This is a genomic window from Mesorhizobium sp. M0518, from assembly GCF_040321125.1.
Lineage (GTDB): Bacteria > Pseudomonadota > Alphaproteobacteria > Rhizobiales > Rhizobiaceae > Mesorhizobium.
Genome location: NZ_JAMYQY010000043.1, coordinates 1 through 19,689 on the forward strand (window position 1 = coordinate 1; position 19,689 = coordinate 19,689).

15 protein-coding genes and 5 pseudogenes are annotated in these 19,689 nt (G+C 59.3%); 6 read left to right on the forward strand and 14 right to left on the reverse strand.

Annotated elements, in window-relative coordinates:
* Nucleotides 1-423, reverse strand: a 423-nt coding sequence (locus NKI66_RS31940; RefSeq protein ID WP_352753976.1) for an SDR family NAD(P)-dependent oxidoreductase, incomplete at its 3' end; no start/stop codon positions are given.
* 420 nt (nucleotides 424-843) lie between these two features.
* Here NKI66_RS31940 and NKI66_RS32735 point away from each other — a divergent pair.
* Nucleotides 844-921 (forward strand): annotated as a pseudogene (locus NKI66_RS32735) (hypothetical protein); the annotation flags it as partial.
* Between the two features lie 29 nt (nucleotides 922-950).
* Nucleotides 951-1,117 (forward strand): annotated as a pseudogene (locus NKI66_RS31945) (glutamate dehydrogenase); the annotation flags it as partial.
* Between the two features lie 97 nt (nucleotides 1,118-1,214).
* Here NKI66_RS31945 and NKI66_RS31950 read toward each other — a convergent pair.
* Complete coding sequence (locus NKI66_RS31950) at nucleotides 1,215-1,922, reverse strand: class I SAM-dependent DNA methyltransferase (RefSeq protein ID WP_352753978.1); 708 nt, start codon at nucleotides 1,920-1,922, stop codon at nucleotides 1,215-1,217.
* A 1,101-nt stretch (nucleotides 1,923-3,023) separates the two neighbouring features.
* Between NKI66_RS31950 and NKI66_RS31955 the strand changes: the two genes are divergently transcribed.
* Entirely contained in the window at nucleotides 3,024-4,190 is a 1,167-nt protein-coding gene (locus NKI66_RS31955; RefSeq protein WP_352753980.1) for an aspartate kinase, read from the forward strand.
* 751 nt (nucleotides 4,191-4,941) lie between these two features.
* Here the strand turns inward: NKI66_RS31955 and NKI66_RS31960 are convergent.
* The 6 genes from NKI66_RS31960 to NKI66_RS31985 form a co-directional block, all read right to left on the reverse strand.
* Nucleotides 4,942-5,160, reverse strand: a complete 219-nt coding sequence (locus NKI66_RS31960; protein ID WP_352753982.1) for an SDR family oxidoreductase — start codon at nucleotides 5,158-5,160, stop codon at nucleotides 4,942-4,944.
* 655 nt (nucleotides 5,161-5,815) lie between these two features.
* Nucleotides 5,816-6,817, reverse strand: coding sequence for a tyrosine-type recombinase/integrase (locus NKI66_RS31965; protein ID WP_352753984.1), 1,002 nt, complete (start codon nucleotides 6,815-6,817; stop codon nucleotides 5,816-5,818).
* On the reverse strand, nucleotides 6,814-7,194 hold the full coding sequence (locus tag NKI66_RS31970) for a site-specific integrase (protein WP_352753986.1): 381 nt from the start codon (nucleotides 7,192-7,194) through the stop codon (nucleotides 6,814-6,816). The genes NKI66_RS31965 and NKI66_RS31970 overlap by 4 nt, the downstream gene beginning before the upstream one ends.
* Complete coding sequence (locus NKI66_RS31975; RefSeq protein WP_352753988.1) at nucleotides 7,142-7,735, reverse strand: hypothetical protein; 594 nt, start codon at nucleotides 7,733-7,735, stop codon at nucleotides 7,142-7,144. The genes NKI66_RS31970 and NKI66_RS31975 overlap by 53 nt, the downstream gene beginning before the upstream one ends.
* A complete protein-coding gene (locus NKI66_RS31980) occupies nucleotides 7,732-8,241 on the reverse strand; it encodes a tyrosine-type recombinase/integrase (protein WP_352753990.1) in 510 nt (169 codons plus the stop codon). Before NKI66_RS31980 ends, NKI66_RS31975 begins: the two co-directional genes overlap by 4 nt.
* Nucleotides 8,214-8,969, reverse strand: a complete 756-nt coding sequence (locus NKI66_RS31985) for a site-specific integrase (RefSeq protein WP_352753992.1) — start codon at nucleotides 8,967-8,969, stop codon at nucleotides 8,214-8,216. Before NKI66_RS31985 ends, NKI66_RS31980 begins: the two co-directional genes overlap by 28 nt.
* Before the next feature lie 217 nt (nucleotides 8,970-9,186).
* Between NKI66_RS31985 and NKI66_RS31990 the strand changes: the two genes are divergently transcribed.
* Nucleotides 9,187-10,221 (forward strand): IS110 family RNA-guided transposase, encoded by a 1,035-nt coding sequence (locus NKI66_RS31990; RefSeq protein ID WP_352753999.1) that lies wholly within the window; start codon nucleotides 9,187-9,189, stop codon nucleotides 10,219-10,221.
* A gap of 242 nt (nucleotides 10,222-10,463) precedes the next feature.
* Here NKI66_RS31990 and NKI66_RS31995 read toward each other — a convergent pair.
* Both NKI66_RS31995 and NKI66_RS32000 read right to left on the reverse strand, forming a co-directional pair.
* A pseudogene (locus NKI66_RS31995) lies at nucleotides 10,464-11,507 on the reverse strand (IS256 family transposase); the annotation flags it as partial.
* Nucleotides 11,508-12,057: 550 nt separating this feature from the next.
* Nucleotides 12,058-13,223: pseudogene (locus tag NKI66_RS32000) on the reverse strand (IS110 family RNA-guided transposase).
* A 181-nt stretch (nucleotides 13,224-13,404) separates the two neighbouring features.
* On the opposite strand from NKI66_RS32000, the gene NKI66_RS32005 reads away from it, so the two are divergent.
* Together NKI66_RS32005 and NKI66_RS32010 are read left to right on the forward strand one after the other, a co-directional pair.
* Nucleotides 13,405-14,001 carry an IS630 family transposase gene (locus NKI66_RS32005; RefSeq protein ID WP_352754003.1) on the forward strand — a complete coding sequence of 199 codons (597 nt, stop codon included), beginning with the start codon at nucleotides 13,405-13,407 and terminating at the stop codon, nucleotides 13,999-14,001.
* A 206-nt stretch (nucleotides 14,002-14,207) separates the two neighbouring features.
* Nucleotides 14,208-15,434, forward strand: coding sequence for an ATP-grasp domain-containing protein (locus tag NKI66_RS32010; RefSeq protein WP_352753994.1), 1,227 nt, complete (start codon nucleotides 14,208-14,210; stop codon nucleotides 15,432-15,434).
* Here NKI66_RS32010 and NKI66_RS32015 read toward each other — a convergent pair.
* The 4 genes and pseudogenes from NKI66_RS32015 to NKI66_RS32035 all read right to left on the reverse strand — a co-directional run.
* Nucleotides 15,394-15,690, reverse strand: a pseudogene (locus NKI66_RS32015) (transposase); the annotation flags it as partial. The gene NKI66_RS32010 and the pseudogene NKI66_RS32015 sit on opposite strands and share 41 nt — an antisense overlap.
* Before the next feature lie 262 nt (nucleotides 15,691-15,952).
* Complete coding sequence (locus NKI66_RS32020) at nucleotides 15,953-16,177, reverse strand: SDR family oxidoreductase (RefSeq protein WP_352753995.1); 225 nt, start codon at nucleotides 16,175-16,177, stop codon at nucleotides 15,953-15,955.
* Between the two features lie 353 nt (nucleotides 16,178-16,530).
* Nucleotides 16,531-18,012, reverse strand: coding sequence for a M81 family metallopeptidase (locus tag NKI66_RS32030; protein ID WP_352753996.1), 1,482 nt, complete (start codon nucleotides 18,010-18,012; stop codon nucleotides 16,531-16,533).
* A 616-nt stretch (nucleotides 18,013-18,628) separates the two neighbouring features.
* A partial coding sequence (locus NKI66_RS32035; RefSeq protein ID WP_352753997.1) for an MlrC C-terminal domain-containing protein occupies nucleotides 18,629-19,689 on the reverse strand: 1,061 nt, incomplete at its 5' end.

Consider the following 19,689-nt stretch of genomic DNA (forward strand, 5'->3'; position numbering starts at 1 on the left):
GCTCGTGCGACACCCGACAGCGCGAAATGTACCGGGGTCTTTACAATAGTCTCGGAAGCGAGCATCAATATTCGCCCCGCCCGCGAGCGCCGCAGATACGGCAGGGAAGCCGTCCTTCGGCGTCATGGCCGATGGTGGCCCGGCAGAAACGCCACCGCAATTCGTTACTATACACCGAAAATGCTCTGCTGTTTCTGCAACCCACCTTGCCGCATCCGAGCAGTCAGTGACATCGGTTGCGCGTGCCAGCACTTCGGCGCCTTTGCTGTGCAACCGATCCACGGCTCTTTCTAGCCGCGCCGGATCCCGTCCACAGATGGACAGGCGGCAGCCTTCGTTGGCTAACTCCTCAGCTGTGGCCAGACCTAAGCCGCTGGAGGCGGCCGCGACCATTGCTACCTTGCCGTCAAGCCGCAAATCCATTTTTTGCCCCCCAACTAACATCATCACGCGCTCTTGGCACCGTTGCAAACAGCCAAGCATGTACCGTGCCAAACGAACAACTCTTTTCGAAACAGCAGGATAGCTCTGCTGATAAAACTCTCAGTTTGCTAAAGCCGTACATGATGATGACACAAATGTTCGGAATCCGACAACTCCGTCGTCCTTCCGATAGGTGACCCTCAGTGGCCTTTCGGTTCTGAAGACCCGCTGAGTAAGCAACTTAAACTTGCGACTTGCCGCTTGACCGCTACCAAGCCTCGCCATGCCAGTATCACGAAACTGTCGAGCCGTTCGAATACCCAACCCAAGGGCGATGTTCTGCGTTGCGTACAGCAGCATGGCTTCGTCTCCATGCTTGGCGGCACCATGCGTTAGGAAAGTCCGTCGACTAGGCCAACCGCCAGAGACGGCGTCTTTGAGGCTTGGTTCAGACATCAGAAAATAGGAACCATCGACCTCAATGCCTTGGGGCGATAGCAAAACTGTTCGCGATGTCCCGGTCCAAACACGCTGGGGGCGTGGTGGTAGAATGGGTGAAGAATCTGACCCACAACTCTTTCGCTTGACGGAAAGGCGGCGGAGGGAGCGACGACACCAGACAATCGCCACTGCGCTCGAGCGGACGATAGGCAGGCCGTTTCCAGCCGATATGCGCGACGAATTTCTTGAGGGGCAGTCGATCTCTTGCGCTCCCTTATGCCCGAGCCGTCCGGAATGAGCTTGATGCGGATCGGCTGCCAGTTTCTACAGCAAGATTTGCGGGAGCGTCGTCATGGCCTCAGCTCCTCTGGTACGCTGGTCTTCTCGGGCACCTGGAACACCCAATAGTGCGCGTCCTCCTCGGCGACGTATCTGCCGTCCCTTAGACACTGCGCCGGCATAAGGACGCCCTCATCCTGCAGATGCTGCACCTGGACTTCAAAGGATGTCGTCTCCGCATAGCTCTTGCGGGTGCTTGCAATGACGAAGCCGTTCGGGCGGGTGACGCGAGCCAGCTCGCGCAACCCATCCGGTCGGACGTGTCCTAGCGTGAGGACGCCGCAGCAGACCGTTAGATCGTAGGTCGCACTGGAGTAGTCGGAGAGCCGCCCGTTAAGGTCGACATGGCCTCTGGCATGGCGGTAGACGCCGGTTTGCCGGGCCTTTTCGGCCATCTCTTCGGAGAGATCAAACCCGTCAATCAACCGGAAGCCAAGGCGTTCCAGTTCCACACCGACGAGCCCTGTTCCGCAGCCAGCGTCCAGGATTGCGATGGCATTTCGGTGCCCGGCCAAGTAGGCCGTCTGCACGGCACCTGCCAATTCCGCCACGATCATCGGCCCGCAGTACCCGACGCGGGCCTGATCCAGATCGAAGGCACTCGCCCATCCGCGATATAAATGGGCCAACCGGCTGGGGTCGCCATCGAGGGCATGGGATTCCTTCATGCGCTCTCGTGCTGCTTGCTCCGGTGGTGTCTGCTGATCCAAGGTGTTCATAACAGTTACTCCGTGTAAGGGCAGATGGGTGCGGCAATGGATTCATGGGAGCGCAATGGCCGCAGCTGAACCACAAACTGTTCCTTGCCGCTATGCTGAGGATGGTTGTTTGACCATGCGAATGCGCCTAGAAATAAGGCAATCAGGGCGACGTCCTGTAGCGGAAACATATGTCCACTCCTCTCGACTTGATCTGCCCGGCGGGTTGGTCAGCAATTCCTGACCTGGCTGCTGCCGGTCCTGCATCGACGCTCTGCATGACAATCTACCGACACTTCAAGATGGGTAGCAGAAAAAGAAGATTGGCATCCTCAGGAGCCACTGTACCAGCGACATGCAGGAGGAAAAAGGTTATTCTTGAGAATGTTACATTACATTTCCGTTACAATATTGAGATATAGCTCGTGTGATCTCCCGAAACGAAAATAAACCGACATACTTCGGTAACACCACAACCACCAGCCTTCCGCGTGACGACGTTTTATTGGAAAGCAATCCGCAGGGGAGCCCGGCAGGAGACTAGCCTCGGTGCTGGTGGTACGCATTGGGGAGTTCGCTGAAGGGCGGCTTGGCATAGACTACCCTTTGATGGCGACGAGCCTCGGCGAGCAGGTAGACGAAGGCATCAGGCGTTGCGAGGTAGGCGACATCGCCGAAGAAGCAAGATCACGCAGGCCGAGATCGTAGACCAGGTACTCGCGCACGCAAAGCGGATCACTGACTGGTCAACTGGCGACCTTTGAACACCGGAACACTTCGAAATTTGTCGAGAGGCTTCGTGCCACACGGCCGGTACCAAAACGTTGCAACACCGCCTTCAACTAAGTTTACAGAATCTTTGCGACTGCCAAGCGCTGACAATGGTACCTTCGCCGCGAAGTCTGAGACCAGGCACGGATAAAAAGCTGATGACTGGTTTCAGCTCAGGCCGCCGCACAGCACGAAACTCGGATCCCAAAAACCCATGGCAAGAAAAGCGCTCCGGATCAGGCGGCCAGAATGGCGGGTCTCAGAGCAGGCCCGGGTTGTCAAGTGAAGTGAGGATTTAACCCCTCGGGCATCATCGCACAGCTGCAATCCCAACAACGCGACTGGTGGAACATGAACGCGACGGTTCTGAAATTCGGCGGCTCTTCTTTTCTGCATCCCAAAGACTACGGTCGAGTTGCTGGGCACATAGCCGACCGACTGGCGGCTGGCAAAAACAAAATCGTTGCGGTGGTCAGCGCGATGTCGGGCACCACTGGCAACCTGAAAGCGGTCATGCTCGACGTCAACAAGCAAGCATCACCATCGAACCTTGATGCGGCACTCGCAACCGGAGAGATGCTCAGTACCTGCCTCTTGGAGGCCGCCGTCAGCCGGTTAGGCATTCCCGTAATGTCCTTGAATGCCTATTCCCTCGGGATACGTACAAATTCAGATTTCGGTCGCGCGTCGATAGACAGCCTAGATCCTAAGCCAATTATTGCAGCGTTTCAGAAGCATGACGTTGTCATTGCCGCCGGCGCCCAAGCAATTGACCAGTCCGGCAGGTTAACGATGCTCGGCAGAAACAGCTCTGATCTGACAGCCGTCGTAATCGCGTCCACGTTGGGGGAGGACGCTTGCGAAATCTACTCGGACGTTCCGGGCATCTATACGGCAGACCCTTATCTTGTTCCAGGAGCACAACTGATTCCGGAGATTGCCTATCGGGCGATCCTACAGATGTCGCGACATGGCGCAAAAGTACTGTACCACAGGGCGGTGGACTACGCCGAAAAGCATGGGATCACCATTGTTTGCAAATCGCTCACCGGCGACGGAGCCGTCACGGGCACTTTTGTAACAGGCCATGGAAACGCCTGTTCCGTGACAGTGGTTCGCGACGTCCCGGTGTTATCGTGCGCCAGCCTTCAAGAATGCGACAACCTTTGCGCGCTTCTTGCTCGACACGAGATCAACGCGATCCGCGTGGACGACAGCGACGGGATGGGCATATGCATTGTAAGCGACATCGATTTTGCCCTGGGGCTTGTCGCGCGCACGAACACTAGCTCCGTCCCCATTGGATCAACGTCCGCGGTGACAGAGCTTGATTCTTCCGTGTTGCGTGTGCACTTGCACAGCGATTACGAACGCGCCATTTCCCTGGCGCGCCAAATCCACGAACGAATGTATCCTGCAGCGGTTAGCGAACCGTTTGGGTCGAGGATGGCTGGACAGCCCTCGGCCTATAGTTCGCCGCTCTTTCGCGCAAATAATACACCGGGAAATCCGCGGTAAATCCTTCGGTCATACAGCTCCATTCAACTCTGGATGTCTCTTCATCTTTCAACTGGTCCCCTCGAGCTACCTGCATTTCGGCGTGGAGGCTACGGTTCCGTCGTTGAGGCTGATGCTGGTTGTTGGCGGCGGCGGCGTTTTTGCGCCGCTTTAGCCGTCATGCGGGTGCAGTTCCCCCTCGTGCCAGATACCTGCTGGCTAGCGAGGGACCGCGGCCACGCTGTTGTGCACGTAGCAGCTTACATAGATCAAGATGCGCATGCCGGAGTTCTTTTTCCAGGTTTCCACCAACCGATCGGCAGGAAACGGCCCATTCGCAATGGTCGGGGAAGCGTGACCGAGCCGGGATAGTCCATGTTGACGTCATTAGCCCTTCCGTATCGCGGAACATCGCCTCGTGCACGCCAATCCAGGCGCGTTTGGGATAGAGATCGACCGTTTCGGCATAAAAGGCGCGTTGAAACTTAGGAAGCGTGTCGATTCCCTCAGCTGCGTCAACCACCTCCTTCAGAATTCATTTCATACCAGTAACCCGACTCGCGCTGTGAAAGATCGACTCCTTGAGTTGACCGCGCATTGGCAGGCGCGGCGTCGGCCGGTTGGCGGAGTAATCTTTAAGCTTCAGAAGACCAAAGGGAAAGTGAGCTCCTGCTCAGGGTGATCGCGAATACCCGCATGTGCGGCCGAGATCGATGACGGCCCTGTTTGCGTTGGCTTCGTTCATGCGACGGCTCCTAGTGCGACGAATTATTCAGACGGTTGCACTCAGCCCACCATCGATGACGATGAGGGCGCCGCTCACATAGGCCGCCCGGGCGCTGGCCAAGAATGTAGCTACTGCCGCGAATTCCGAGGGATCGCCAAGGCGTCGGACCGGGGTCCTATCCTCGAGCGCGCGGATGGCTTCGGCGTGGTCGCCGAGGCGATTGGCTTCGTGAATCGCGGTGCTGTGTGCTCCAGGAGCGAGCACGTTTAGGTGACGCCCTTCCCCGACAATTCTTGTACGAGCGTATGGCAGTAGGGCACGAGTCCTGCTCGCGCGACACCCGCCCTTCCGATAGGTAAAGCTTTTGCCGCAGGCGAATTAGTGGTGTAGACCGGCCGGCGGCGTGCCGCTCGACCACTAGCAAGCCTCGCCGCGCCAGTATCACGAAACTGTCGAGCCATTCGAATACGCCAAGGGCGATCTTCTGCGTCGCGTACAGCAGCATGGCTTCGTCTCTATTCTCAGCCGCACATGCTTTTGTGCAGGGCCGTCGCAGGAAAGTCCGTCGCCTTCAGGCCAACCGCCACAGGCGGCGTCTTCGACGCCTGCTTCAGACATCAGCAAATAGAAACCATCGGCCTCAATGCTTGGGGCGATAGCATGCAAAACTATTCGCGAGTCCTCGAACACCTGTTCGCGATGTCCCGGTCCAAACACGCAGGAAGCGTGGTGGTGAGCCATTTCGAACGGGTGAAGAATCTGACCCACAGTAACCATCCGGTCTGACGTCGTTGACTTTGGCTGTTTATGCCGACCGCCGAACTATGCCGAGCGCCTCTTCCAATCATGGCGGCATGAAGCGCTTTGCCCGCCATTTTGACCGAGAACCGGTCGTTGACACTCGGCATAGTTCTCATGCTCAAAGGGCGTTCAGGAATTCAAGAAGCCGGTCGTTTGGTCGAAATCGTTCGGCCTTTGCGCGTTCGTATGGCTTCAGCTTGGCAAGTGCGGATTCCTTCAGCTCAAGATGTGCGTGAAGATAGGTCAGCGTCGTTTCCATCGTCTCATGGCCCAGCCATAGGGCGATGACCGAACAATCGACGCCCGCCTGCAGCAGCTCCATGGCAGCGCTGTGCCTCAAAACATGAGGCGACACCCGCTTCGAGCGGAGGGGGACGCAGTGTTCGCGAGCCTTGGCGACATATTTGTTCAGCAGCGCCTGCACGCTGTCGGCGCTCAGCCTGCCGCCGTGCGTATTCGGAAAGAGAGCCGTTGCGCCCCGCTTCCTGGGCTCGTTGAGCCAGCCCCGAAGGGCTTGCTGTGCAACCTTGGTGAGCGGCGTACTTCGCTCCTTGCGGCCCTTGCCAACGCATCGCACGTAGGCACCGTGCCCCAGCATCACCGAGTCCCGGTCGAGAGCGATGATCTCCGAGACCCGCAACCCCGTTTGCGCGGCCAGCAAGAGCAGAGTGTGATCACGCCGTCCCAGCCATGTGCTGCGATCCGGACAGGCCAGGATCGCTTCAATCTCGGGCCTGGTGAGAAACTGAAGCTGTCGCTTGTCGCATCCCTTGCTCGGGATCGCGAGCACGCGTTGAATCTGGGCGCTATGGGCCGGCTCCTCGAACGACGCATATCTGAAGAAAGACCGAATGGCCGTGAGGCGGAGATTCCGGGTCCTCACTGAGGCGGATCGCAGTGTCTCGAGGTCCTCTAGGAATGCCCCGATGAAAGGCGCGTCTAAATCCCGCAGTGTCAACTGCGACGGAGACCTGCCAAGGCGTGTCTGCGCGAACGCGAACAGGAGCCGGAAGGTGTCGCGGTAGCAGGCGATGGTGTTGGAGCTTACGCCTCGATGTCGCATGAGCCGATCGATGAACCACCGCTCGATCAGCACGGCCAGATCGTTCGAGGCACTCATGAGCGAGCCTCCCACCGCTTATCCAGCAGTCGAGCGGCATGGGTCATTAGCTCCGGCGCGGCGGATAGATACCAGTAGGTGTCGCGAACATTGGCGTGGCCGAGAAAGGTCGAGAGGACCTGCAGTTCCCGCTCGACATCTTCGCCCGCACGATACCAGTTGGTCAGGGCCTGGACGGCGAAACGGTGACGAAGATGGTGAATCCGCGGACCATTGCGCTGCCCCCGCTGCCGCAGACCGATCTGTCGCGACAGCTGCCAGAACACCCGGTGCACGTATTGGTGCAGCAATCTGCCGTCCTGCTCGGCGACAAAGAAATAGGGGCTACGAGGCGCGACGAGATGCGCGTCGCGTCGCGCGGCATAGTCCGACAGCACGGCGGCCGTCGTGGCATGGAGCGGACCAGCCGCGACTTGCCGAACTTCGTCTCCCGATGGTGAGGATGCCTTGGTCGAGATCGACGTCGTCTCGGCGCAGGTCGAGCGCTTCGGAATGGCGTAGCCCGGCGACCGCTATCAATCCGAACAGACAATGATATGTCCAGCGACGCAGGGCGTTGGCCGGCGGCAGCGACAGTGCCGCCGCCAGAAGCGCCGTGATCTCAGCATCGGTATAGATGTAGGGCTTTGCCCGCTGCGCCGGCGACACAGCGTCTTGAGGTGGCACTTCCGTCATGGGGTCGAAATGAGCGAGGTGCTGAGCGAAGCAACGCACATCGGTCAGACGGATGGACCAACTCGGTTGTCGCCCGATCAACGTCACCCACTGCATTGCCAGCGCCGTGGTGATGGTCTCGGCGCCGCGAGCCTCCATGAAGGTGACGAAATCCGACAACCGTCGAGCGGGGCCATGATACTTGTATCCCAATCCCTGGCGCATGCCCACATAGCGCTCGAGCGCTGTTCGAAGACGGCTCATTGGACACCTCCCGGCCAGGGCAGGCTCAGTTCGCGCAGCTTCTCGATGTCGAGCTTGGCATAGATCCTTGTGCTGTCGATGCTCCGGTGACGAAGCAACTGGCCGATCTCGGCAAAGCTGGCCCCCGGCCGCAGCAGGTCGGTCGCAAGGCTGTGGCGGAAGAGGTGCGCGCCGTGGTGCGCATAGCCGTGAATACACGCCCGCTCGAGGGCCACCTTCGCGATCATCGTGATGGCGCAGCCTGAGGCAAAGCCGACGTGCGGAGCAAGCATTCGCAGAAATAACCGGCGACACGGTGAAGCCGGTCGCCCATGCCGGATGTAGGCGACGATAGCTGCACCGACGTCGTAGCGTAGCGGCATCATCACTTGCCGCCGTCCCTTGCCATGGACGAGGACACTGCCCGACTGCCAATCGATATTGTCAAGACTGAGCGCCGCAACCTCGCTGGCGCGCAAGCCCAGGTTAGCCGGCGCCATCAGAACCGCATAGTCCCGAAGCCCCATTGCCGTGGTCCGATCGCAGGCATCGAGAACCAGCTGGACCTTCTGTGGCGGCAGGAAGGTTGGCAGGCCCGCAAGTCGCCAGCGGCGGATGGACGGCACGCAATCGGCCAAGGCCACCGAAATGAACCCTTCAGATGCAAGTAGCGCAGGAAGGCGCGTACCACCCCGCACATTGCCTTGCCGCTGTCGGCGGAGCCATCGAGAGCATGTCGCTCGACATAACCGATGACGATCTCCGGGGTGAGTGCTGCAAACCCATCTGCACCCGGGCAGACCTCCCGCAGAAATCGATGTGACAGCAGCTTGTGGCTTTCCACCGTCGAGGCGGCGAGCCCTCTCTCATTCGTGAGATAAGCTGCGAACACATCGACAATTTGCTCGTGCTCTGTGCGCTCAACCGGGAGGCCGGCTGGTATCAAGCCTTCTTCCCGTAGTGCAGAAAGCAAGCGCCGGAGCGCTGATCGGTCGCCCGAGTCGGGGCTCCAGTGTTTGGAGCGGTGCCCAAGAAACTGATCAACGTGAACTTCGCTTAAAGCTTGGGGATCATGTCCGCTGCCAACATGCCAGTCCATCAGCTCGCGAAACAGGCTTAGCGATCGCCAGGTGCATTGCCGACCCAAGCCTTCGTTCGACAATCTGGCCGCGTAAACGCGTGCGAACTCGCCATGCGGCCCGTGGATCAGCTTCCGATAAAGCGTGCTGCGTTGCAGATACTCATTCGCGTTCATGTGTCCTCTCCTTCGCGCCAATCGCGACGGAGAAACCCTAATCTATGCCGAACCTGCAGTGGCTAAGTCATGAAAAGCATTGGCGGAAACGCGCGCGCTCGGCATAGTTCGGTGGTCGGCATAAACCTGCTTGGACTAAGCCGCTCCGCGAATGCGGAGCGGCAAGGAGGGTGAGTGCCGACAGCGTGATCTGATCGCGTCGTCTGTCGCGCTGGTCATGTGTCCACAACAAGCTCCACGCAAAGGAGAGGCAGGCATCCATGGAAAAGTTACCATCATTGGGGTCGATCTGGCAAAAAACGTCTTTCAGCTGCATGGAGCCGCGGCTGACGGATCAGTCGTGTTCCGCAAGAAGCTGTCGCGCCTGCAGTTTTGCAAGTTCATGGCGGGTCAGCCAACATGTGTAGTGGCGATGGAGGCCTGCGCCGGTTCCCATTATTGGGCTCGCGAGATGGTCCGGCTTGGCCATCAGCCGAAGCTGATTGCACCTCGGTATGTCAAGGCGTTCATCAAGCGGCAGAAGAACGACGCAGCGGATGCGGAGGCGATCGTCGAGGCAGCGCAACGGCCAACGATGCGCTTCGTCGAACCGAAAACCGAGGAGCAGCAGTCTCGGTCCATACTGTTTCGCACCCGAGAACAGCTGGTCAATCAGCGCACTGAGTTGGTCAACGCATTGCGTGCGCACCTTTATGAGTTCGGCTACATCGCGCCGCAGGGAATTCGTTATCTGAGCCGACTTGAATGTTTCGTTGAGGACGAGAACGCCAAGTTGCCTGATCTGGCCCGCGAGATCTGCCGCGATCTGCTGGACCAGATCTACCAGCTGACCGGCCGGAGGGAAGCTGAGGCATCTCGGCGCTTGCAAACCATGCCCGGCGTTGGCCCCATCGCCGCCCTTGCCATCGAAACCTTTGCGCCCCCAATGGAGACCTTCAAGTGCGGTCGTGACTTCGCCGCCTGGCTTGGGCTCGTCCCGTTGCAGAAGTCGACCGGCGGCAAACAACGACTAGGCAGAACCTCGAAGATGGGCCAATGCGATATTCGACGATTGCTCATCATTGGAGCCATGGCTGTAGTCCGATGGGCATCTCGGAAGGGCGCGCCGGAAGGCTCCTGGCTCGCCGGCATGATGCCGAAGAAGCCGCGCATGCTCGTGGCCATTGCGCTCGCCAACAAGATGGCGCGTGGCATCTGGGCCATGCTGACAAAGGAAGAGGATTACCGGAATCCGGCGACGGTGTCTGTATGACCAGCGCATCTGAAGCCGGTCTGTCGGGGATGTGAGGAAGGCCTGAACCGCATGGGCAAATGATCGATCAGATCGGGGTCAGGAAAACCAGAATGACGCACCGAGCCTCACGCTCGCTTTCAAGATTTGGACCTGATCCGCGCATCACCATACCGGCCCGCGGCACGTCATGGCCGCAACTCAAGGCCTGACACAAGACCGCACTCGATCACGCGTTCAAAGGTTCAAAATCTTCCTTGCAAGATGCCGACGACCTCGGTCCTGCGCTTGATCTCGCCGTTGAGGCGCTCGATGGGATTGGTCGAGTGCAGCTTGGCGCGGTGCTCCTTGGGGAAAGTCATGTAGGCAAGCACGTCGGGCTCGGCGTCGTCCATGATTGTCGCCAGCTTCGGCACCTTCGGCCGGATCTGGTCGGCGACGGCGCGCCATTGCGTGCTTGCGGCCTCGGGCGTTTCCTGGGCGAAGGCGGTGGCGATGAAAGCGGAGACGACGCGGCGCCCGCTCTTGCCGGCATGGGCCAGCACGTTCCTCATGAAGTGGACGCGGCATCTCTGCCATGTCGCGCACAGCACCTTGGTGACGGCCGCCTTGATGCCTTCATGGGCATCGGAGACGACGAGCTTGACGCCGCGCAAGCCGCGGCGGGTCAGCTTGCGCAAGAACTCCGTCCAGATCGGCTCGGCCTCAGACGTGCCGACCTCCATGCCCAGCACCTCGCGCCGGCCGTCCGCGTTGACGCCGACAGCGATGATGACGGCGACCGAGACGATGCGGCCGCAGCGGCGCACCTTCAGGTAGGTGGCGTCGATCCACAGATATGGCCAGTCGCCCTCGATGGGTCTTTCAAGGAACGCTTTGACCTTGCCGTCGATCTCTTCGCACAGCCGGCTGACCTGGCTTTTGGAGATGCCGCTCATGCCCATGGCCTTGACCAGGTCGTCGACCGAGCGGGTCGAGATCCCTTGGACGTAGGCCTCCTGGATGACGGCGGTCAGCGCCTTCTCGGCCATGCGGCGCGGTTCTAGGAAACCGGGGAAATAGGAGCCCTTCCTGAGCTTGGGGATGCGCAGCTCGACGGTGCCGGCGCGCGTCTCCCAGTCGCGCTCGCGATAGCCGTTGCGCTGGGCCGTGCGCAACGGGTTCTTCTCGCCATAGGCGGCGCCGGTGGCGGCGCCAACCTCCAGCTCCATCAGCCGCTCGGCGGCAAAGCCAATCATCTCGCGCAAGAGATCGGAATCCGGAGTCTTCTCCACGAGCGCACGCAGGTTCATCATGTCGTCGGTCATCGGTGGTTCCTTCGAATCAGGTTGGTGTCAGCAACCCGACCTTACCGGCGAACTGCAAAGCCGCTCGCTATCTTTGTCAACGTGATCTTTCAGTCGTTCCGTCTCCTTGTTCAGCCGTGGCGACCATTTGTTCCTGCTTTGGCTCCGAGGGGTCCCATTGGGGCGCCGCGCGCAGTGACCGTCAAGGGTGGTCCTTTGGCCATCGCGAAGCGACTTGCCCTTGATGGTCACGAGCACGGCGGCAGCGTTACATTAAGCCGGCAGGTGGCCCTGTTTGTAGAGGTCTATAACTTGCAAACCGAGGGGAGCTCGCCATCAGGCGCCGTAAACGCGCCGCAAGCTTGTATGCGGTTGATCCTCGCGGATCAAAAACCATGATGCAGCCATACGCATCGGCGGCGAAGCTCCGGGCGGTGGGCCCATTCTACAGCGCGGCGTCGTAAGAGCCATGTGAGCGACCGGGATCACCACCACCTCGGATCCGTTATCGGCAGACGCTATTGCAGCTGCCAAACTTCAATGCTCGTCCTGTCGAACGCTCCTCCATGCTTTATACCGGACGCAGGGCTACTCCCGTTGGGATCTCGCCGGTCATGACAAGTCGCCAGAATGCAATCAGTAGCTTGCGCGCCAAAGCCACGATCATTGTCTTGCGCGTACCGCCACGGCCATCGGCCGTTCTCGCGCAAAACCAGTGCGCCAGCGCGCTGTCCTTTTGGAATTGGAGCAACCGCCAAGCCAATAGGATCATGCCGTAGCGGACGCGAGCGTTGCCGGCCCGCGCAAGACCTTTCTCGCGCCTGCGTTGGCCGCTCTCATCCGGCGCCCCGGTAAGTCCGGCATAGCGAGCGACGGCTCTCCGATCACGCAGGCCGCGTGAGAGAATCTCATTCACCAGCATGTCCGCAGTCTCGATACCGACACCGATGATCCGCGAAAGAAGGCGAACCATTGCGAGCGGACCCTTCTCCGTGTCTGGAACCACCGAGAGCTGCCGCAACCGCTCCTGTTCGATCTCGTGGATTTGTTCACGCAACAGGTGAAGCCGTCCGAGATTACGGCGCAACTCTGCTCGGCTTCGTTCCGGTAGGGGCATGCCTTCCGCCGTATGCAGAGCCTCCAGTTTCTCGGCAGCTTTGCGCAGATTGGGTTTGAAGGCGCGAATGCCGAAGCGAGCGAGGATTGCCTTGATGCGATTGACGATCCGTGTACGTTCGCGGACGAGATTGTCTCGTTCACGGTTCGGACGGCGAGCCTCCTCCTCATTGATGGTTGGGATGGCTGCCATGCTGCAGTGGCGCTTCTCGCCCCGCAGCCAGCCAAGAAAGGCGCGCATCAGCAGTTCGGTATCGAGGCGATCGGTCTTGGCGCGCCGATGTTCGCGGGAAACCGCGACGCTCGATGGATGTATGACATAAGCCTCGACAGCGCGCGCCTGGAGCCAGCGCGCCAACCAAAAGCCGTCGCGTCCAGCCTCATAGGCGACAACGATGCGCCGGACTTCGCGCCCGGCTTGGATGGCTTCGCTGCGCCAGCGGCGCAACAGCCTGAGCACCGAATCCGGGTCGGTATCGAGCTTCTTGAGAGGACTACGTTCAAAGCCAGGGACCGTCGCAGCAATGAGCCACTTTGTCTGGCTCATCTCAATCACTGCGACCAACGTGCTGTCCTGATAAGGGCGGTAAGGGATTTGCTTGCATGAAAGAATGGTGACATGGGGGCGCTCCTTAGATAGCTGCTCAACAGCGCCGAGGGTGCCACACGCTCGCCGCCGCCCATAGCATCTACAGCGCTATCGAGGGCGCGCTCGCGAGCGGCTTCGCTACCGCCGAGCTACACCACCTGTAGGGACGCGACCTCGGTCGTCGGGCTCTATGTCTCGCCGCCGGCCCATGCCATTGTCCTTTCCGTCGATGAAAAGAGCCAGATCCAGACGCTCGATCGGAAGCAGCCAGGACTTCCTTTGAAGAGGGCGCGGCGGCACGATGACCCATGCTTACAAGCGCCATGGCACCACGACACTCTCGCTGCCCTGAATGTTCTCGACGGCTCCGTCATTGGCCGCAACATGCAGCGTCACCGGCATCAGGAGTTCATCCGCTTCCTCAACGCAACCGAGGCTCAATTGCCGAAGGATAAGGCGGTTCACGTCATCCTGGATAGCTATGCGACGCACAAACAGCCGAAGGTCCGGGCCTGGTTGGCGCGGCACCCACGCTGGACATTCCACTTCGTTCCGACATCGTGTTCCTGGTTGAACGCCGTCGAGGGCTTCTTCGCAAAGCTCACACGGCGACGGCTGAAAAATGGTGCCTTTAATTCCGTCGTTGATCTGCAGGCAGCCATCAACGCTTTATCAAAGAGCACAACGAAGAGCCAAAGCCGTTCATTTGGAAAGCAAACCCTGACAACATCATCGCAGTCGTCAGACGTGGCACCAAGTGTTGGAATCAATGCACTAGCTCCGGACAGTCTCCGGTCGATTCGCATCTAGGCGTTATGGTGCGGCAGCTCGCCTGTGTTACTTGCGCCATAATCAAACCATGCAACAAGAGCTTCACATGAATTTACAGAATGTTTGCGTCTGCATGTCGCTCGCAATGGTACGCTCAATACAGCGTTTGAGGTCAGGCACGACTAAAAGCCGATGCCGGTTTACGCTAACCACAGCACTGCACGAAACGTCGGAGTGAACAGCCAATGGCAAAAAGAGTGCTCATCCTGATTGAAGGCGCAGGTAATAATATGCGGTTGTACGTCCAGACGGCCCAGCGTCTTGGCCTACATCCAATTGCCCTGTCGGCTGATCCAGCTCGGTACGACTATCTTGCGGCGGAAGGAATTGAGGCAATCCGTATCGATACAGGCAATCTCGATGCGCTGGTTAGTGAATGTTCCCGGTTAGGTGCAACCTATGACATTGCTGGCATTACCAGCACCCAGGAGTCGACCTATGCGACAGTTGGCAACCTCTGCCGGTATTTCGATCTACCGGGACCGAACGCTACATCTATTGAACGATGTTGCAACAAATTCGTTCAACGTGAGCTCCTCGCGGAGGCCGGCGTTCCAATACCTGCTTATCGCTTGGCAGCGAATGCGAAGGACGTGGAAAGCGCTGCCGCTGAAATCGGGCTGCCGGTAATCCTTAAGCCAGCCGTCGGCAGCGGCAGCAGCGGTGTCCGATTATGCCGCAACGTCGATGAGTTGGCCGAACATACGAGTTATCTATTAGGCGGGAAGCACATATGGCGATCTTCGCCGAGGATACTGGTCGAAGAATTCGCACAAGGCCCTTACTATAGCGCCGACATAATGGGAAATGAGCTCGTTGCGATTTGCGACGCTGAATTCGGCCCCCACCCGCATTTCGTCTTTCGTGAGGCCACCTATCCGGCCCTGCTGACTGCTGACGAACATAATCGTATCGGCGATGTTTCGCTGAGCTGTCTGCGAGCTCTCGGCCTTGGCTGGGGGCCAACGAACATTGAATTCCGCTGGACGAAGCGTGGGCCAGTCGTCATTGAAGTCAATCCGCGTATGCCGGGTTCGCCCGCTCCTCAAATGGTCCAACTGGCTTACGGTGTCGATCTCGTCACCGAGCACATTAAGCTTGTCATCGGCGACGAATGGAATTTGCGCAGAAGGCATCCGCAGATTGCGGCTGCGCGAATCCTGCTTCCTGATCGCGATGGCACGCTCGATTGGATCGACGGCGACAGTCGGGCGACTGCTATCCCAGGCGTCGCCGAGGTCAAATTCTATATTGGACCCAAGACGCCGATCGTCAGGAAAGGCGATTACCGGGACTGGATGGGGCATGTTATCGCCGCCTCCCCCACCCGTGCTCGGACCAAGACAATACTTCAGCGTGCCGTCGACTTAATCGATTGGTCGATAATACCCTTTCCAGCCGAAAAGGAATAAGCACCGCGGCCCGGTCCTGCGGTACCCGCAGCTCAAGCTTGCCGACACGGGTGCCAAGGGTGCGGCCATAATAACCCGAGCGGTAGCCGATCCGCACCGGCGTGCGCTCGCCCTTCGAAACACCCAACGCCTCCTCCATCTCGGCTTCGAGCACCTCCTGCATCACCGCACGGATCGCTTTGTGCAGCCCATCCGGGTCCGAAAGCGGAATGTCTTTGACGGCGGCGCTGGCGGTCTTACTTTCAGTCTTGGTCATGGTGGCGTTCCTTCCAGGGAACCGGTGACGTTGAACATCACCAGCCTGCCATGACCGCCCTCTCTCAGCGAATTTGCAGAACTCTAAGCACATTACGGGTGACCCCTTCGACCGTAACTTGGCAACACAGTACAGAGCCCAGTTACCATGCAAAGTGGCCGTCGAAGAAATATTCACAATGGTGCCGGCGCCAGCGGCTCTCCGATGAGGGAAAGGGCAAGAGGAAACGAAGTACGCAGGGTGCAGGTTAGGCCCACGCATCTTATCCCAGCGGATGCCGGGTTTGTCCCCGGCGTCGATACCCCTTGCTGCCGAGACGCGCATTGTTGACGACGATATCAAGGCGGCCAAAATGGCCGGCAACTTCATCCACAAGCGTCTCTACGGTCGATTCCTGAGCCAGGTCACATTGGGAGAACCGCCCGATTCGACCAGAAGCAGACAATTCTGATTCCACCCGCCGCTCCCTTTCGGGGATCCCGACCAACCAGCGTCACCATAGCAGCCCCTACGATTCAGGCCGGAGGCGGCATGGGCCGGCGCCGACATCGATATCATGGCGCCGCGCAGCCTGATTTCCATCGCCACCATTCCGCGGCACGCAGGTGGTCGCGGGCCGGCGCATGCACGCTCACCCTCCGGCAGCGACAGCATATCAGGCCCTTGTCCTTGGTTTGACGCCAATCGCCGCCGGCAGCGCTCCGGCGACTGCCACGATGGTGACATCGAGCGAAAGTTCGCCGAGCACCACATAGGCGGCGAGCGCGTCGCCCGGAATGGCGCCGAGCGAGGGCGACGAGCCGATATCGTGCCGGAACTCTGCGCGACGGTGAAATTCTATTATGACGTCGCGAGCGAAGCCGGCATCCTACGGATTTCGTCACGCAAGTTCACATATGGGAGAGTGTCGGCCCTGCTCCAATTGGCTCCCGGCGACTCAACGATGAGGATCTCTTGAGCGATCGGAGCAAAATCCGCCCTGAAATGAACCGTGCTTTTGACAGCTACAACCGCGTTGTCCTTCGGCTCTATCCCTACAATCCTCAGGAAATCTTGGTCCCACAATTGAGTACGAACGCTTGAAACTACAACCTGGACTCTTGAGCCAGGATCCAGAATGAGCAGGCGGGCCATGCGGCCGAGATTCACCTCCATGCCTCCAAGGCACGGACCATTTGCTACGAACGGCTGATCGAAAAGCGCCTCTACACGAACATCGACTTCATACGGGCCTTCGTCATAACCGTATCGTCCACCAAGACGCAGCCTGAGTTCCGCGCCCACTCCGGCCACGTGAGATGCACTTGCAGCATCCGGGTCCCAGAGCAATCCAAGCACACTGTCACGAAGACCTCCCTCAACCATGCCCTTCAGCAGCCCTACGGTATCAGATGTGGCGCCGCAGCCAGGGTTATCCTGGACATCTGCAATAATCACGGGCGAGCCGCGCCTCCCGACTTGGGCGGCCCTTTTAACAGCCATTTTCACATCCAGTAGGGGCATTTCGAAGTATTCTTCGCTGTCTACAATCGACTTCAATTGCCTGTCAGCCGCAGCTGCCACGCTTGCTTGGTCGGTCCCGTAAACCACGACTGACGGCCCGCAATCGTAAATATCGGCCAAAGGAAAGCCCATCGCCATGTCCATGCTCACCACCGCGCCCTCTTCGAGCCCGGGAAGCCCCGCATAAAGCGATCTGCAGGGCTCGACATCAGTGCACTGGGCGGGCATCGGAATGAGAAACGGTGCCTTCCGCAATGCTTTCGCGAAGGGTTTTCCAAGGCGAAATCGCTGCTCCAGCAGATTTAGCGCCCGCCTGCCGGTTTCTCTCATATCGATGTGTGGGTAGGTGCGAAAGATGGCTATTCCGTCTGACAGCTCGACCATAGCCTCAGTGACATTGGCATGCAGGTCAAGGCTGACCACAACCGGGATGTTTCCGACGACCTCACGGACCCGCCTCAACAGCTCACCTTCGCCGTCATCATGCGACCGGACAACCATTGCGCCGTGCAGGTCGAGATAAACAGCATCAAATTCGCCGCATCGGGCTAGCCCGTCGGTGATCATGTCCGCAATTCGCTCAAATGCCTCGTCTGAAACGTAGGTTGACGGTTCGGCGGCAGTCCAGACCAGCGGTATGAGTTCGTACCCATCGCCCGCTGCGAGAATAAAGCCTCCGATCGGGATCTCTATCTTGCGCATTACATCGAAGATCGCCGTACCAGTTGTCATGGCAGGCCAACCACCACCCTTTACGAAGTCGTCTAAGTCTGCGCCGAACGGGGCAAACGTGTTCGTCTCGTGATAAAATCCGGCCATTGCGACGCGCGGACGACCTGATCCACTCCCGGTCCGATTCAGCTTTCTGCTGGGCATGGTTAGACCTTTCAGATTGCGCGCACTGGACGCCGTTTATATGGGCAAGGTGCAGACGTGACGGTAGCTGTTTCATCCGCTTGATTTGCTTCACAATTCTGCGTCGATCCTCGAAAAGCCATCAAATTGCGCGGTTAGATCGATGGCTTTCATCATCGAACGCCGAAGATCGAGCGGCCCTCAGAGTCACGACATTTGGCCGGGATTCTTCACCACAAAATGAATGCCGGCGAGAACGGCGCCTATCCCGAAGCCGACATGAGAGTGCTATAGGCGAGCGGTTCTCCCCGGCGCCGTGAAGCGCAGCCCGTCATAGATCGCCGTCCTCCATCGACTCATGCTGTTGAGCAAGCGATATACCGAGACACTTTGAGTCGTGCCGCCCAGCACTTGTTCTTTCACTCCCGTGGTCAGAAAACTGCGTCCGCTCAATTAGGCCGCTTGTAACCTTGATGCTCCCCAAGTGCGCGCGAAAGTAGGTGCCCGACAGGAGCCTAAGCTCGCTGTCGGGCCGGTACGCCTCGGGAGGTGGCGTAAATCTTCATTTCGCGAAAGGCGCTTACAGCGTGATGTCATCGAGCGGCCAGATCGGGCGGCGGACATGGCAGTAGTCTGTCCGTAGGGACTGGGTGGCGGATCCCATCCCGCCGCCGTCGACCCTGATGACCTCGCGCGCGATCGGTTCGAACGCTGCACGGAAATGATGCGCGGACTTCAGAGCTATGGTGGCGCAGTGAAGCGGATCGATGCCAAGGGAGGTGAGCTGGGCAAGGTCGAGCGCTTGCTCGTTCCGCGAGACGACTGCAACTTCGATACCGCCCACGCGCAGCATCAGGCTCGGCCCGAAACTGCGCCATACACCTCCGTCCATGGGGCCGTAACAGCGGAAACGCCCGTCGGTGATGGAGACAATCTGCGCGTCGACCTCGAGCGGCCCCCCACCCAACTCGGGGGCGTGCTTGCCCCCGAGCAGCATCCGCCCCCTGTTGCCGACGCCGATGGCGATGCCGGCCTGCACGGCCGCCGGATCGAAGATGGCATAGAACGCCGCATTCTGGAGGTCGGCCGCGATCATCGCGCGCAGCAGGTTCGTCGCATCGCCGTAATTGCCGCCGCCGGGATTGTCGCTGAAATCAGCGAGCACCAGCGGTTTATCGGCGCCCGCAATTTTGGCGCGTTCCACTGCCTCGGCGATGCTGATGCTGACGTGGGAGGGGGAGAGAAACTCGCGTGTCTCCCACGCATAGTCCATGAATTCCTCGGCGATTCGCTTTGCTTCGGTGGTATCGTCATCGGCAGTGACGGTGACGCTGGGCCCGAGGTCGTAAATGTCGGCCTTAGAGAATCCGGCGCAGACGCTAACCACGAGCGCCTTGCCGGAGGCTTCCAGCGCCTCGCCGCGGTCGATCAACTCACGCATCGGGCCTACCTGAGTACGCCCGTGATCAAGACCGCGCAGCATCGGGCGCTTGGCGATGACTGTGCGGGGACGAATCTCGCCGCGAAGGGCGCGATCGAGCAGGTCGGCCCCCTGCCAGGCGCGTTCATAGTAGTCGATATGAGGATAGGTGCGCACGGCAATAAGCGCCGAGGCGTTCGTCGCCATCTTCTGAGTGACGT

Coding starts and splice junctions, on each gene's coding strand:
- NKI66_RS31950 (WP_352753978.1), bottom strand. CDS start 1,922: ATGAACACCTTGGATCAGCAGACACCACCGGAGCAAGCAGCACGAGAG.
- NKI66_RS31955 (WP_352753980.1), top strand. CDS start 3,024: ATGAACGCGACGGTTCTGAAATTCGGCGGCTCTTCTTTTCTGCATCCC.
- NKI66_RS31965 (WP_352753984.1), bottom strand. CDS start 6,817: ATGAGTGCCTCGAACGATCTGGCCGTGCTGATCGAGCGGTGGTTCATC.
- NKI66_RS31975 (WP_352753988.1), bottom strand. CDS start 7,735: ATGAGCCGTCTTCGAACAGCGCTCGAGCGCTATGTGGGCATGCGCCAG.
- NKI66_RS31980 (WP_352753990.1), bottom strand. CDS start 8,241: ATGGGGCTTCGGGACTATGCGGTTCTGATGGCGCCGGCTAACCTGGGC.
- NKI66_RS31985 (WP_352753992.1), bottom strand. CDS start 8,969: ATGAACGCGAATGAGTATCTGCAACGCAGCACGCTTTATCGGAAGCTG.
- NKI66_RS31990 (WP_352753999.1), top strand. CDS start 9,187: ATGTGTCCACAACAAGCTCCACGCAAAGGAGAGGCAGGCATCCATGGA.
- NKI66_RS32010 (WP_352753994.1), top strand. CDS start 14,208: ATGGCAAAAAGAGTGCTCATCCTGATTGAAGGCGCAGGTAATAATATG.
- NKI66_RS32030 (WP_352753996.1), bottom strand. CDS start 18,012: ATGGCCGGATTTTATCACGAGACGAACACGTTTGCCCCGTTCGGCGCA.